Below are 13,576 nucleotides of genomic sequence, written 5' to 3' on the forward strand. Positions count from 1 at the left end.
CGGAGATGCAAAAAGTTTTTGACAGGAATTAAAAACCGCGTCATAATCTTTTTCTCAGCTGTTCCCTGATAGCTCAGTCGGTAGAGCGACGGACTGTTAATCCGCAGGTCCCTGGTTCGAGTCCAGGTCGGGGAGCCAAAAAATTCGAAAGCCTCGCGAAGCATGCGGGGCTTTTTCAATTCAGCAGCAGCGCCATCGAGCTCATCACCGATGACCGATTGCTCTGAGAAGTGAGGAACATGCGAAGAGCATGCTGTATGTGATTCACGCTGAATCGGCAAGTGTTGGCAGAAGTCGCGCACCGGGTGCAAGCGCGGCAGAGTGATCTGAACTGTTTAGAAAATTCTTCGGCGTGGCGCTAGCCGCGAATGAAAAATTAGTTTATGATCGCGCCCTCAGCTGTTCCCTGATAGCTCAGTCGGTAGAGCGACGGACTGTTAATCCGCAGGTCCCTGGTTCGAGTCCAGGTCGGGGAGCCAAAGAATGCAAAGCCCTCAATCGCAAGATTGAGGGCTTTTTGTTTGGCTGCTGCGCCGGTTTCTGTTTCGGTGAGGGGGATGTTCGCAGCGCTGGTGCTCGTATACGCCGGCAACGTCAATATTCTGTCTTAAGCCGGCGCCAGCCCCATAACAATTACCCGCCCGGTTTCATGCGCTCAGCCACGCCTCTGCTGCATCATCTGCCATTGTTCCTGACTCTGCTGCGTGCCGCACTGGCGCCGGTAATGATCTTGCTGGCCTATTACCTGCCATCGTCCATCGGCTTTGCGTCTTGCCTGATCGTCGCCCTGGTTTCGGATATCTATGACGGCAAGATTGCCAGACGTCTTGGCGTGGCGACCGCCAATCTTCGTCGCCTCGACAGCATCGCGGATTCCATTTTTTATGTTGCCGCGACTTATTGCGTGTGGCATTTGCACAAAGAAATCATCACAGACAATGCCGTGCCTCTGATACTGCTGTTGGCCTTGGAGATGGCGCGGTATTTCTTCGATCTGGCGAAATTCAAGCGTGAGGCCAGTTATCACATGTGGAGCTCGAAACTGTGGGGGCTGTTTCTGTTTGCCGGATTTTTCTCGGCCCTGGTCTTTGGTGAGTCGGGTTATCCGGTTTGCCTGGCGATCTACTGGGGGCTGGTGGCAGATATCGAAGGCCTGCTGATCTCCATGATCCTGCCGGTCTGGAAAAACGACGTACCGTCTTTTGTGCATGCGCTGAAGCTGCGTAAATCCTTGCAGACTAGTGAGTGAGCAGTAGGCTTGGCCTGATGTAGTAGCCCGAAGCACGAAGCCCTCAATCGCAGGATTGAGGGCTTTTGTTTTTGAACTTCAGTGTGCGTGTGCGTCAGTCCCGCCAGCTCTTAGGCGCGATCTTCGGCCGGAATGAAGCTCAGCTTTGGAATCCATAGCAGAAACGCGATGGAGATCAGCGCGACTGCACCGGCAATCCAGATTGCCAATGGGTTTTCGCTGAACTGAACCGGATAGATCTTGACTGCTGCCAGCAGGCCGATTGCATTGCCGGCGAAGGCCAGCAGCGCTGCCGCGTAATCCTGAAAGTGGCGTGCATGGTTGGCGTTGATCGACCACATCGGATTGGCGTTGTAACTCGGGAGGGTTCCGCTCTCATTGCCCAGACGCTCCAGCGCGCACAGAAAGCGGCGCAGATTGGTGATCGCCATTTCCGCCTTGTAACTCATCAAGGCCAGAAAGGTCGAGGCCACCGGAAAGCCCAGCACCAGCCATTGAATCGGCAGACTGGCGCCCGCCATGCCCGGTTTGAGCGCCACCAGCGCCGCCAGCAAGCTCAATATCATCGACACATAAATGGTCAGCGCCTGCTGACGTTGCGCGATCCGCGTGTTGACTTCCTGATAGGCGCCGACGAATCGGTAATTGGCGTTGACCTGAGCTTCTGGCATCTGAATATTCCCCTTTTGCTGTTCCTGATTTTTATCCCGACCCAATTTATCACGCGCGGGCTGTATTCAAGCAATCATCAAATCCAGAGCGCTTCTCATCGCATCTGCCACAGATCGCTAAAATAGACGGTTTATTCCATCGCAGCCAGCCGCCAGCCCTCATGCCAACCCGCCCCGAACCCACTCTCGACCGCATCCATTTCGATCTGACCACCTTGCGCCTGTTTGAAGCGACAGCCGAACTGGGCGCCGTCACCAAGGCTGCCGAGCGGATTTTTCTGGCGCCGGCTGCCGCCTCGCGCCGGATTCAGGAGTTCGAGGCGCAATTCGGCATCGCCTTGTTCGATCGTCTGCCGCACGGCATGGCGCTGACCGATGCCGGGCGCGCCTTGCTGGCACATGTGCGCAACATGATTCATTCGGTGGCGCGCATGCAGGACGATGCTACCGCGTTTCGTCAGGGCAGCATGGGCGTGGTGCGCGTGGCGGCCTGCACCTCGGCAGTGCTGCAATTTCTGGCACGCGATATCCGCCGCTGCAGTGAATTGCATCCCGGCATCAAGATCGATCTGCTGGAGCTCAACAGCCAAGGCGTGGTGGAGGCGGTGACGCGGGAAGTGGCCGATGTCGGTATCTATGAAAGCACTCTCGGCGGCACCATGTTGCCGACTTTGCCGTACCGCGAAGATCGGCTGGTGCTGGCGGTGCCGCATGCTCATCCGCTTGCCGAGTGCGAGTCAGTGACGCTGGAGGATATTCTACCCTTCGACATCATCGGTCTCAGCGAAGGCGCGGCGGTCTCGCTCAGTCTCGGCCGGCTGGCGGCGCAGGCTAATCGCGTATTGCACATGCGCATCATGGTGCGCAGCTTTCAGAGCATGGCGGCGATGATCGCAGAATCCATAGGCATCGGTCTGATGCCGCAGCAGGTGGCGGTGCTGCTGGCCGGCGACAATCTGTTTCGCACCGTGCCGATCGAAGGCGACTGGGCCACGCGGCGTTTTGTGATCTGTCATCAGCCGCGGCACGCCATGTCTTCCTCCGGCATGGCGCTGGTGGAGGCGCTCACGCAGTCGCCGTCCGCGCAAGAAAATTCCTGATCTCTGCTGCGAAGGCAATGGCAAGTCTCGGATGCCGGGGCTGGTTCGCCTGAGCATTTTCTCGTGAGTCCAGCGCTCGCCGAGGTAGCAAAGGCTGCCGAATGATATCTCCGGGCCTTTTCACTCAAGGCTTTTCGACTGGTTTCGCAAGATGCGAAACCAGCTTCAACGAAATAGCGATGGAGCTCGACGCCGTCATCACCGTATATTCAATTCCATCCACGCCTTGCTGAAGAGCCTCGTGCAGGCAGCGTCAACTTCTCTGGCGGATCTCGCCACAACGCGCGGGATCAGGCAAGACCTGCAAAAAAAATGAGAGACGAGCGTCCATGAGCGTCATTTAGATCAAGCGGGCGCAAGCGGTGCATCGCGTTGATCCATCTTCAGCCAGGACTCTGGCGCCAGCGCCATGCAGAACGCGGCCGGACCGGCTGGCCGTACGGGACGAAATCTTCGGCGAACCGGATCGGCTTGTTCTTGTATGCGGCAGGGCAGACCAGGTACATCGGACAGGCCAGCGTCCGGAAATATTTTCAGCATGCACGCAGGCAAGGCGGCCGACTGCTTGGTCGCGGCGGGATGAGCCTGAGTGTTAATAATAAAAGCGGAGACAATCATGAACAGATATGCAATGGATGTGCAATCGGCGGCGGCCAGCCCGGCAGCCGATCTGGAAAAGCTTTATTCGAGACTGACCTGGAAGTTCGTTCCCTTCCTGATGCTGTGCTTTCTCGCTGCTTATCTTGATCGCATCAACGTCGGTTTTGCCAAGCTCGGGATGATGAATGACCTTGGGCTCAGTGACGCTGTCTATGGTTTCGGCGCCGGCATTTTCTTTCTGGGCTATTTCATCTTCGAGGTGCCCAGCAACATGATGCTGGCGCATTTTGGCGCACGCCGCTGGATCAGCCGGATCATGATTTCCTGGGGCGTCGTCTCGTGCGGCATGATTTTCGTCAAGGATCCGGTCAGTTTTTACGTGTTGCGCTTCTTCCTCGGTCTGGCTGAAGCAGGCTTTCTGCCCGGCGTGATCCTGTATCTGACTTACTGGTTTCCCGCAGCGCGTCGCGGTCGCACCATGGGCATTTTCTACACCGCGCTGGCATTGGCGGGGGTAGTCGGCGGTCCGCTGTCGGGCGCGATCATGCATTACATGTCGGATGCAGGCGCGTTGCATGCATGGCAGTGGCTGTTTGTGATCGAATCCCTTCCATCGATTCTGCTCGGCGTGATTGCACTTTTCTATCTCGACGACAGTATCGACCACGCCAGATGGCTGTCTGCCGATGAGAAGAAGACGCTCAAGACTGAATTGGCCAAGGACGACAAGTTGAAGGTCGACATCCCCCTCGTGAAGCTGCTGCTGCATCCGCGCATCTGGCATTTCACACTGATTTTTTTCGCCCTGAATCTGGCCAATTACGGCCTGAGTTTCTGGATGCCCAGCATCATCCGCAGTCTCGGTGTTGCGGATACCTTCCAGATCGGTTTGATCACCACCTTGCCCAACCTATGTGCCATCGCGATGATGCTTTATCTGACGGCACGGGCCGATCTCACGCAGCAGCGTCGCCTGTATATCGGAATCGCTCTGATCCTGGGCGCAGCCGGACTCGGCCTTTCGGTGCTCCTGAACGGCAACGCCAGCGCCTCAATCTTCGGCTTGTGTCTGGCCACGGCCGGTATCCTGTCGGTATATCCATTATTCTGGAGTTTGCCCACGGCAGTGCTCGGCGGCATGGCGGCGGTCGCCGGCATTGCCCTGATCAATTCACTGGCGAACCTGGCCGGCTTCGCGGGGCCCTGGATTGTCGGCGTCATGAAGGAGTGGACCGGCTCGACCAACTACGCGATTCTGATGCTGGCGGTCGTGTTGATCGCCGCCGCCGGGCTGGTGGCGCTGGTGCCGGTCCCGGGCCAGAAAGCCAAAGACTCCTCCCAGTCCTGATTCACATACCTGGCAGCCTTCCTGCAAGCTCAACAATGAACACCATTCACGGACAAACCGATAAGCGATGGACCCCGCAGACGGTGCCGATTGTCGATGCGCATCATCATTTGTGGGATCTGGCGGCCGGGCATTATCCATGGCTACAGGATGAATACGACGCTGAGCATTTCTTCCTCGGGCCTTACCAGGGCTTCTGTTGCGACTTTATGCCGCCGGATTATCTGCGACAAAGCCGGCATTTTCCTGTTGTCGGTACGGTACATATCGAGGCGGAGCGAGATCGTTCCGAGCAGCTTGATGAGACCGCATGGCTACAGCGGATTCATGAAAAATATGGTTTCCCCAATGCGGTGATCGCCTATGCAGATTTCGGCGCGTCCGACATTGAGGCACGGCTGGAGCAGCAGTCGGCGTTTCCTCTGGTGCGGGGAATACGCTGCAAGCCGGCGACGCTGTCTGCGCCCGGCCTCCCTGAAAAGCCGCTGGTCGGCGGAATGCGGGATGCGCGCTGGCTGCAGGGATTATCGTTGCTGGAGAAGCATGGCTGGTCGTGGGATTTACGTGTGCCGGTATGGCATCTTGCGGAGGCTGCAGAAGTTGCCCGTCAATTTCCGGGTATTCCGATAGCCCTCAACCATTCCGGCCTGCCCTGGGACCGCAGCAAGGAAGGGCTGGCGATCTGGCGCAAACGGCTTGAGCGGCTTGCCGATAATCCCAACGTGATGATCAAGCTTTCCGAATTCGGCATCCGGGACGCAGACTGGAATCCGGTTGAAGTGCAAGACATCGTGCGGCAGGCGATAGCAATCTTCGGGGCGTCGCGCTGCATGTTCGGCTCCAATTTCCCGGTGTCGTCTGTGAAGGTTGATTACGACACCTTACTTGAAACATTCATGGCCGCACTGGCGCATCTTCCGCATGGAGACATCGAGGCGGTCATGGCGTCCAACGCGACCCGATTCTATCGGATCCCGACATGATTACGGCCGGCCTTCCGACATGGCGCAGGCAGGCAGGACGGCCGGCTCCTACCTTTGCGGCAAATTTCTATCTTCGCCCGGGGAGTGATCCGCAGTGCCATGCGCTCCTGAAAAATTTCCTTGGCTCAATCCTCGCGGTCTTGATTGTCGATTTCGATCGTGCTGAAAGCCTTTATGAAAAAGGCTTTTCAGGCGGTTTCGCAAAAAGCGAAACCAGCTTCAGCGAATGAGCGATGGAGTCCGGCGCGGTCGCCGCCGTATAGTCTGGCTCATTCCTTCCTTGCCGCGCTGAGCGGGCAATGCTGCATCCGATCCTGATGGCGGGCTGCATGCCATTGATCATGTCAAGGAGGGGCCTGGCCGACCAAAACACAGAACAGAGGAGCACCCATGAGCGTCGTTTCGAACAAGCATTCCCCTAAGCCTCGTATCGCGCTGACCATCGGCGACCCGGCCGGCATCGGCCCTGAGTTGATCCTGCGCCTGCTGGCATCCCCCGGCATAGCTGAGCGCGCCGACATCAGCCTGATCGGCAATCAACCGGCCCTGCAGCGCGCTGCGCAAAGCACCGGTCTGAACCTGCCGGCGGCCTCCGACTGGTTCCGCATTGTCGACTGGCCGGGCATGTCGCAAGAGTTCACGCCCTCTGTTGCGGCCGAAGAGAATGGCCGCTTCATTCTCGAATCGCTGACATTGGGCACGCGCATGGTGGAAGCCGGCGAAGCCGATGCGCTATGCTTCGCGCCGCTCAACAAGGGCGCCATGCGCAAGGGCGGCATGCATGAAGAAGATGAAATGCGCTGGTTCGCCAAACTGCTGAAGTACGACGGCCTGTGCGGCGAGCTGAACATTCTGGATGAGCTATGGACCGGCCGCGTTACCTCGCACATGCCGCTTAAGGACGTTTCATCGGTACTGACACCGCAGTCGGTGTCCTCCGCCATCTGCATGCTGACCGAATCTTTCCGCGCCGCCGGCAAGCCAGCGCCGCGCATCGGTGTGTGCGGCTTCAACCCGCACAACGGCGACAGCGGCAACTACGGCCGGGAAGAAATCGACGTCATCGAGCCTGGCATCGCGCTGGCCGCCAGAGCCGGTTGCCCGGCCGAAGGTCCATTCCCGGCCGACACCATCTTCCTGCGCGCCAAGGCCGGCGCACTGGACGGTATCGTCACCATGTACCACGATCAGGGCCAGATCGCGACCAAGTTGATGGGCTTCGAAGTCGGCGTGACGGTGGAAGGCGGCCTGCCGATCCCGATCACCACGCCGGCCCACGGCACGGCTTACGACATCGTCGGCCAGGGCATCGCCAGCGTCACTGCGATGCAGAACGCCTTTGAGCTGGCCTGCCGCATGGGCGAAAATCGCGTCGCCGCAAAAAGCGCAGCCGGCGCCGCTGAGGCCGCCGCTGCCTGAGACGGCCCTATGCGGCTGATCGACCCGACAAAGGTCGGTGCCGGTCGGCTTCGCCCCAATGACTGAATCACCGATTGCAGCGTCCGCAGAGATGCTCAACAAAACAAAGCAAGAGGAGACCATGCAAACTCATCCCAATTCCGCGCGCGCCACGCATGTGCAAAAGTACATGCTGGCCATCTTCTGCGCGATGTCCTTCATCCTGTATCTCGATCGAGTCAATCTGGCCGCGGCAGCCGGGCCGATCAAGGCCGAACTCGGCCTCAGCAACACGACCCTGGGCGTCGCCTTTTCCGCCTTCGGTTATACCTATGCCGTGTTTCAGATCATCGGCGGCTGGTTCGCCGACAAGATGGGCGCGAAGAAAACGCTGATCGTGTGCGGTTCGATCTGGGTGGTCGCCACCATTCTCACCGGCTTCGTCAGCGGTCTGGCCTCGCTGGTGCTTGCACGTCTGTTGCTGGGTATAGGCGAGGGCGCTGCATTGCCGGCGCAGGCGCGCGCCATCACCAACTGGTTTCAGCGCAAGGATCGCGGCTTCGTGCAAGGCATCACGCACTCTTTTTCGCGTCTCGGCAATGCCGTGGCGCCACCGATCGTGGCCTTGCTGATTGCGCTGCATTCCTGGCGCGCGGCCTTCGTCATCGTCGGTGCGCTGACCACGATCTGGATCATCATCTGGGCCGTCTATTACAAAGACAATCCGCGCGAGCACACATCGATCAACGAACTCGAACTGGCGCGTCTGCCCGAGCACCAGCCGGCCGGCGCCAACGGTGTCGACACGCCGTGGAAGAAAATCCTGCATCGCATGTCGCCGACCATCTTTGTCTACTTCTGCCAGGTCTGGACCAATACGCTGTTCTTCAGCTGGGTGCCGATTTATTTCATGAGCGCCTACAACCTCGACCTGAAGAAATCCGCCATCTTTGCATCCGGCGTGTTCTTCGCTGGCGTGGTGGGCGACGTCACCGGCGGCCTGATCAGCGACCGCATCCTGAAGAAAACCGGCAGCCTGCGCATGGCGCGGCAAGGCGTGATTGCGCTGAGCCTGCTGGGTACCGCCGGCTTCCTGGTGCCGGTGATGCTGAGTCACGACGTCAACGTCGTCGTCTGGTGTCTGTCCGGCGCCTTCTTCGCGCTGGAACTGACCATAGGCCCCATCTGGGCGGTGCCGATGGACGTCGCGCCGAAATACACCGGCACCGCAAGCGGCATGCTCAACACCGGCGCCGCACTGGCCACCATCATTTCGCCGGTGGTATTCGGCGCAGTGATCGACATGACCGGTAACTGGAATTTACCTTTCGTCGGCTCCGGCATCTTCCTGCTGATCGGCGCACTGATGACCCTGCGCATGAAACCGGATCGCGATCTGGACTACACCGATGATCAGACGCCGATGGAACGTCGCCGGCGGCCTGCGGATCAGCCTGTGTAGGCAATTGGTCAGGCGAGGCGGGGTGGTGGTCTATTGCATGCGATGAAGAAAAAAGCCTCTACCGATCTGGTAGAGGCTTTTTTATTTTTTATGAACTGCAAAACGAGGCCGGGCCGAGTACGCACATTTTTTTGATCGGAAATGCTTTGTTGAATAGGAAAGCATTCGACCGGAAATAGTTTTGACGATTTTCATTTTTTTGCTGCAGCTATTTTCCCGGCAAGACAATCAGAATATTGCGGGACTTCAATCCGGTCAGTTGCTTAGCAGTCGGGGGATAGCCTTGTGAAGAGTCAGAATTATGAATGCTGCTGCCAGTATATTTTCTGGTAAATACCGAATAAGAGATTGCAGTGAGGAGAACATCACGAGAATTTGAAACCAAGTCATTTTGGGATGTCTTGGGCTAGTATCTAGTTATTCGCAGTCTCTGCAAAATATCTCGATCCTGGACATACGCGTGACAGGATCGAAATAGAAAAGAACCGCGACAAGATTTCCATCTTTTGAAATTACCCACTCCACATCACCTTCAAAATCTGTGACAAAGTAATTGATAACTCCGGACGTGGCATATAGCCTTTTAGGTTCTTTTGGATCACGGATCAATTTCCATTTTTCAACAGGATCAAACTGCGATGCTATTTTGGGGGTGTTTGGATCTATTTCTTTGCGAGAGCGGACTTCATAGGTTCCGGGGTAACGAAGGCTGAAGGATAGCGATCTAAGGTATCGCTCTTTTTTCTCTTTATCCCGTCGGCAGGAAGAAATGGGATTGTGCCGTTACATGACTCGATGCCATCGGTGCTCTCATAAAAGACATCGGACAAGAGGAAATGCCCGTCCGAACTCAGGCGTACATCTTCACCCGCTGTGTCCAGCTTACATTCCAGTTTTTTTGCCCGTTCGGAAAATCGTAAAAAAAGATAGCTTTCTCTTTCCCATCAATCACCGCAGGCGTGTTTAGAGCGGAGAAAAATACTGTGTTGGCAGATCCTTTGTAGATTTTTTTCAGGTATTTGTATTGAGAATTTTAGGCCTGCGCTGAGATGGATAGGGATGCACTCAGAAAAAGAATGGCTGTATTTTTCATCGCAAAATTATCTGTTTTGGTGAGTAAATTTCTGCAGCCAGGACATCGTTTCTCTCCACTATTGACGATGTGAACAAGGACGTTGATCGTCTCCGATTCGAAGCTTGTTAATTAGTCGGATGCAATATCCGCGACTTCGGTACTCACCACGTTCATTCGCGTGCTCGAAAGATCGCTATTGTGATTCGCACTCTCTGCAAAAAATTTCGATTCTGGATGTCCAAGTGACGTAGTCACGATAAGCGACCGCAACAAAACTTCCATCCCTTGATATTGCGGAGGTAAAAACATCGGGGGCATCTGTGATGAAGTAATTTAGATTTCCGGACGTGGCGTAGAGTCCTTTGAACCTATCTGTTCCCTGGCTTAAATTCCATTTATCGGCTGTTCCGAACTGCGTCGCAATATCTGAGTCTTCTGAATTCAATTTTTGTTTGGAAGAAATTTCATAGACACCTGGATAGCCACTCTCTGGAGATACATCTAAATATCTACCGTCTATCGAGAATTTTGAGTATTTCGTCAACCCCATTGGAAAGGCCATTTCTCCCTTCTTTAGAGGATGAGTGTCCTCTCCAATTTCAAATATTTTTGTTTTTGTATTCAACACGCCTACATAGCCTGAATAGTATTTCGGAGGGCCGGCAGATTTCATTTGCAAAAAGAAAAATCGTTTTGTAATCAAATTCGCATCCGCAACAAAGGCGAATGGGTAAGTGTCGGCAGTATCTCCAGACTTTTTTCTAACTCCGTTTATCGTATAAAACCGGATCGTTCCAAGGCAAAATTCAGCATCCTTTGTCATCGCGTACGAACTGTCGGAGAGTAGAAATTGGCCATCGGAACTTAAGTGCAAACTCTCTCCCGAAATGTCCAACTTACACGTGCGAGTCCTTTGTCCATTTCGAGCATCATAGAAATAGATTTTTCTATCTTTTGCATTTGCTACCAGCATTGTGTTTTGATCCGAAAATGCCAACACGTTGATAGGCTTTAAAAGAAGGGTATTTATCAATTTGTACTGAAGATCCGCACTGCAAACTGAGCTCCATAAAAGAACATAGAATGAGATAAAAAAAATTATTTTCATAAGAAATTGACTTTGTTTTTATGGGTGAATTCGATTCTGGCTGGAAGTCCGTTTTTCCCAGAATTGATCGCAAAAGTTACTGCTACGATCACTTTTTCTTCTTCTGCAGCGGCCTGTTTGGAGGATAGGCTATAGAGAGTGTCTTTATCAATTTCTCTCAGGACAGCCGAGCGGAAACAGGCAATATAAAAAGCCCCTGAATCGATGCAGTTGTATTCGTCTATCGCAAGCTTCTGGGGATCATCAATTCGTGGAACTCTCTTTTTCATCGGCATTTGCTTGTCCGGACCGTATTGCGGATCATCCCACCAGTATTTGTCAAATTCGGATTCTTTCAACCAACCCCGGTAAACATAATATTGAGCATAAAGCTCTAGGCCGGTTAGTTGTTTAAATCCTCTTCCCCTGAATTTCTGGGCATCAACCGGACCGCAATTTCCGTTTATCCATGAATATGATCTCTTATCTTTTTTCGCCGTTTCGAAATAGAGATCTCGTTCTTTCTTTTGATCCGAACCATACCAATGCCCAAGTCGGCGCTCCGAATATCGCGACATTTCCTGGTCTCCGAATTCCTGCATTGATTGCAGGTGATTTGATTCGACCGCACCTTGCCCGTGAAAATGACTCATTCGGAGATAGCTGAGAATTCCATATTTTCGAGAAGCCTTATTTATTGCGCAACGGTACTGCTCTCGTTTGTTGCTTTCAGTTCTTGGATAAATCACCGCCAAATCCGCCTCATCCAGCCACCCGCATTTCCTGAAGTGCTGAATAAACTCCACCGGATGGAAATGCCATTGCGCATCGAGATAGGTGGCAGGTAAGTTATCAAAGCTCATGGCCTCGCAATGTCTGGCGAAGCGTGTCCAGTTGTCGGGATTGGTTTTGAATTCTTCGCGCTCTTGCTTGATCCATCCCTGGCGCTGCAGGATGTCGGCCCTGTTCCATTCACTAGGAAATTTGCAGATCACGCGCCGCAGTTTTTCTCTGACCTCGGGTTCGCTCAGTCTTTTGATGAGGTATTCATCATCTTCAGTAAGCGTCGGATGAGGCTGTTCTCCGGCGGTGCGCAGCAGGTTCTTCAGACGATCCGAGTCGCAACGCTGATCATCGGGATTGCTGTCATCGTCGTAGCAGTTCCAGCCCATGGCCGGCAGAAAGTCGGCATCGCTGAATTGGCAGACGCCGGGGGCGTTCAGATCGGCCCAGACCTCCTGACCGTCTACCGTTTTGATCCTGCGCCAGTGCGCTGCGTTCTCCGGCAGCGGGTCTTTGTCAGCCGCGCTTCTGCCGAGATTGCGTCCGAAGCGCAACAGTTCGTACCAGCCTGATGGACTGCTCGTGATGTCCGGATCTGCTGCAGGTACGCTCTTATGGCGCTTGTTTGCCTCTGCATATAGCTTGTATTCTGCCTCGCGGTCTTTGCGCGTGTTGCCGTATGCACCTTGTTCGGTGTAGCTGGTGATGGCGCATGTTCCGGGGCCGGCCCCGCTATCTCCATAGTCCATTTCCACCCATTGTGCGATGCCCAGAGTATCGACCGGTGGGGCGGTGCGCAGGTGTTTGGCGGGCATGTCTGCGCCTGTATCAATGGGTGTGGTTGCTGGCAGGTAGTAGTAGAAGCTGCCGAAGATCGTGTCCGTTCTGCCCGTGTTTGTCGGTGGCTTTTGGGGATCAAGCCATGTTGGCGTACGGCCGATCAGCTTTCTGAGATTGACGTCGTCGCAGCATATTTCAAAGTGAAGTTGTGCGGCACGCCCATAGACCTGGCCTGTCTGTCCCAATTGATCCTTGCGGCGTATGGGCTGGCCCGTCCTGAAACTTTTCATCAGGAACGAAAGGTGCATGTGGAGGCTGTAGAACTTGATGCTGGTGGGGCCGTGCCATCCGCCCCGATTTCAGTTTGGTGTTCGATGATGATGCAGCCGTTGTCGCTCCAGGCCGCATCAGGTCCGAAAGCAGGGTAATTCTGACCGTGCTGAGGATCCGCTGTAGTTTTTGTAGGAAGCTGAGTGAAGATGATGGTGCCGTCGGCAATCGCGCAGACCGGCAGCCGGCCGCCATTGGCTTGCGGCGCTTCCAGATGCACGCCGTTGTGCCAGCCGAGATTGCGGCTGAGCGGAAAGCTGCCTTCCGGCACATACATCTCCGGCAAACGCGAAGAGCTCGGTGGCATCGAGGCTTCGAGTATGGCTTCATCGCTGCCGTAGTGCGCTTGCAGATCGGGCGGGAGGATAAATGGCGGGCTGATCAACATAGGCTTATCTTTCTGATGGCTTATAGAGAGATCGATTGAGACGCCGGCATATCCAGGCGTGATTCTGGAAATGTGGGAAGCGGTACGTTCATGCCGCCTGCCCCAGTCACACTCCAAAACACACACCGCTCATTGATATCCCCCGGCGTCACGTTCTCGATGCCCGATGGCGTGATGCGAAGATAAGAACCTCCGGCGCCGATCCAGACTTCTTTTGTGCTCGACAACACCAGCTTGCCGTCCACGCTGGCGATCTGGATGTCCTTCAGGGCCGTCAACTCCATCGCATCGCTCTGCGCCTGCAGCTCGAGCTTGCCTTTGG

12 protein-coding genes and 2 tRNA genes are annotated in these 13,576 nt (G+C 55.1%); 9 read left to right on the top strand and 5 right to left on the bottom strand.

Annotated features, from left to right (window positions below; genetic code table 11):
* Positions 1–62: 62 nt before the first annotated feature.
* From PQR62_RS24735 to PQR62_RS24745, 3 genes are all read left to right on the top strand, one after another.
* Positions 63–138: transfer RNA gene (locus tag PQR62_RS24735), tRNA-Asn, on the top strand.
* 265 nt (positions 139–403) lie between these two features.
* A tRNA-Asn gene (locus tag PQR62_RS24740) sits at positions 404–479 on the top strand.
* 170 nt (positions 480–649) lie between these two features.
* Positions 650–1,249, top strand: coding sequence for a CDP-alcohol phosphatidyltransferase family protein (locus PQR62_RS24745; RefSeq protein WP_408160752.1), 600 nt, complete (start codon positions 650–652; stop codon positions 1,247–1,249).
* A gap of 110 nt (positions 1,250–1,359) precedes the next feature.
* On the opposite strand, the gene PQR62_RS24750 is transcribed toward PQR62_RS24745, so the two are convergent.
* Positions 1,360–1,920 (bottom strand): hypothetical protein, encoded by a 561-nt coding sequence (locus PQR62_RS24750; RefSeq protein ID WP_408160738.1) that lies wholly within the window; start codon positions 1,918–1,920, stop codon positions 1,360–1,362.
* Between the two features lie 161 nt (positions 1,921–2,081).
* Here PQR62_RS24750 and PQR62_RS24755 point away from each other — a divergent pair, with 161 nt between their 5' ends.
* The 6 genes from PQR62_RS24755 (at position 2,082) to PQR62_RS24780 (ending at position 8,811) form a co-directional block, all read left to right on the top strand.
* Positions 2,082–3,020 carry a LysR family transcriptional regulator gene (locus PQR62_RS24755; RefSeq protein WP_408160739.1) on the top strand — a complete coding sequence of 313 codons (939 nt, stop codon included), beginning with the start codon at positions 2,082–2,084 and terminating at the stop codon, positions 3,018–3,020.
* A gap of 616 nt (positions 3,021–3,636) precedes the next feature.
* Positions 3,637–4,968, top strand: coding sequence for an MFS transporter (locus PQR62_RS24760; RefSeq protein ID WP_408160740.1), 1,332 nt, complete (start codon positions 3,637–3,639; stop codon positions 4,966–4,968).
* Between the two features lie 35 nt (positions 4,969–5,003).
* Entirely contained in the window at positions 5,004–5,951 is a 948-nt protein-coding gene (locus PQR62_RS24765) for an amidohydrolase family protein (RefSeq protein ID WP_408160741.1), read from the top strand.
* Positions 5,948–6,181 (top strand): hypothetical protein, encoded by a 234-nt coding sequence (locus tag PQR62_RS24770; RefSeq protein WP_408160742.1) that lies wholly within the window; start codon positions 5,948–5,950, stop codon positions 6,179–6,181. The genes PQR62_RS24765 and PQR62_RS24770 overlap by 4 nt, the downstream gene beginning before the upstream one ends.
* Positions 6,182–6,341: 160 nt before the next feature.
* On the top strand, positions 6,342–7,370 hold the full coding sequence (locus PQR62_RS24775; RefSeq protein WP_408160743.1) for a 4-hydroxythreonine-4-phosphate dehydrogenase PdxA: 1,029 nt from the start codon (positions 6,342–6,344) through the stop codon (positions 7,368–7,370).
* Between the two features lie 121 nt (positions 7,371–7,491).
* Entirely contained in the window at positions 7,492–8,811 is a 1,320-nt protein-coding gene (locus tag PQR62_RS24780; RefSeq protein WP_408160744.1) for an MFS transporter, read from the top strand.
* Positions 8,812–10,079: 1,268 nt separating this feature from the next.
* Here PQR62_RS24780 and PQR62_RS24785 read toward each other — a convergent pair.
* The 4 genes from PQR62_RS24785 to PQR62_RS24800 all read right to left on the bottom strand — a co-directional run.
* Entirely contained in the window at positions 10,080–10,859 is a 780-nt protein-coding gene (locus PQR62_RS24785) for a WD40 repeat domain-containing protein (RefSeq protein WP_408160745.1), read from the bottom strand.
* Between the two features lie 131 nt (positions 10,860–10,990).
* The gene (locus tag PQR62_RS24790; RefSeq protein ID WP_408160746.1) at positions 10,991–12,844 is read right to left on the bottom strand and encodes a hypothetical protein; all 1,854 of its coding nucleotides are present in this window, start codon (positions 12,842–12,844) and stop codon (positions 10,991–10,993) included.
* Complete coding sequence (locus tag PQR62_RS24795) at positions 12,826–13,254, bottom strand: hypothetical protein (RefSeq protein WP_408160747.1); 429 nt, start codon at positions 13,252–13,254, stop codon at positions 12,826–12,828. Before PQR62_RS24795 ends, PQR62_RS24790 begins: the two co-directional genes overlap by 19 nt.
* Positions 13,255–13,274: 20 nt before the next feature.
* Positions 13,275–13,576, bottom strand: a 302-nt coding sequence (locus PQR62_RS24800) for a DUF2345 domain-containing protein (RefSeq protein WP_408160748.1), incomplete at its 5' end; no start/stop codon positions are given.

This window comes from Herbaspirillum lusitanum, assembly GCF_046025995.1.
GTDB lineage: Bacteria > Pseudomonadota > Gammaproteobacteria > Burkholderiales > Burkholderiaceae_D > Herbaspirillum > Herbaspirillum lusitanum_A.

Bases quoted from the DNA above. Each gene is read 5' to 3' on its own strand.
- PQR62_RS24765 (WP_408160741.1), top strand. From the start codon at position 5,004: ATGAACACCATTCACGGACAAACCGATAAGCGATGGACCCCGCAGACG.
- PQR62_RS24770 (WP_408160742.1), top strand. From the start codon at position 5,948: ATGATTACGGCCGGCCTTCCGACATGGCGCAGGCAGGCAGGACGGCCG.
- PQR62_RS24760 (WP_408160740.1), top strand. From the start codon at position 3,637: ATGAACAGATATGCAATGGATGTGCAATCGGCGGCGGCCAGCCCGGCA.
- PQR62_RS24795 (WP_408160747.1), bottom strand. From the start codon at position 13,254: ATGTTGATCAGCCCGCCATTTATCCTCCCGCCCGATCTGCAAGCGCAC.
- PQR62_RS24780 (WP_408160744.1), top strand. From the start codon at position 7,492: ATGCAAACTCATCCCAATTCCGCGCGCGCCACGCATGTGCAAAAGTAC.
- PQR62_RS24755 (WP_408160739.1), top strand. From the start codon at position 2,082: ATGCCAACCCGCCCCGAACCCACTCTCGACCGCATCCATTTCGATCTG.
- PQR62_RS24745 (WP_408160752.1), top strand. From the start codon at position 650: ATGCGCTCAGCCACGCCTCTGCTGCATCATCTGCCATTGTTCCTGACT.
- PQR62_RS24785 (WP_408160745.1), bottom strand. From the start codon at position 10,859: ATGCTGGTAGCAAATGCAAAAGATAGAAAAATCTATTTCTATGATGCT.
- PQR62_RS24790 (WP_408160746.1), bottom strand. From the start codon at position 12,844: ATGCACCTTTCGTTCCTGATGAAAAGTTTCAGGACGGGCCAGCCCATA.
- PQR62_RS24750 (WP_408160738.1), bottom strand. From the start codon at position 1,920: ATGCCAGAAGCTCAGGTCAACGCCAATTACCGATTCGTCGGCGCCTAT.
- PQR62_RS24775 (WP_408160743.1), top strand. From the start codon at position 6,342: ATGAGCGTCGTTTCGAACAAGCATTCCCCTAAGCCTCGTATCGCGCTG.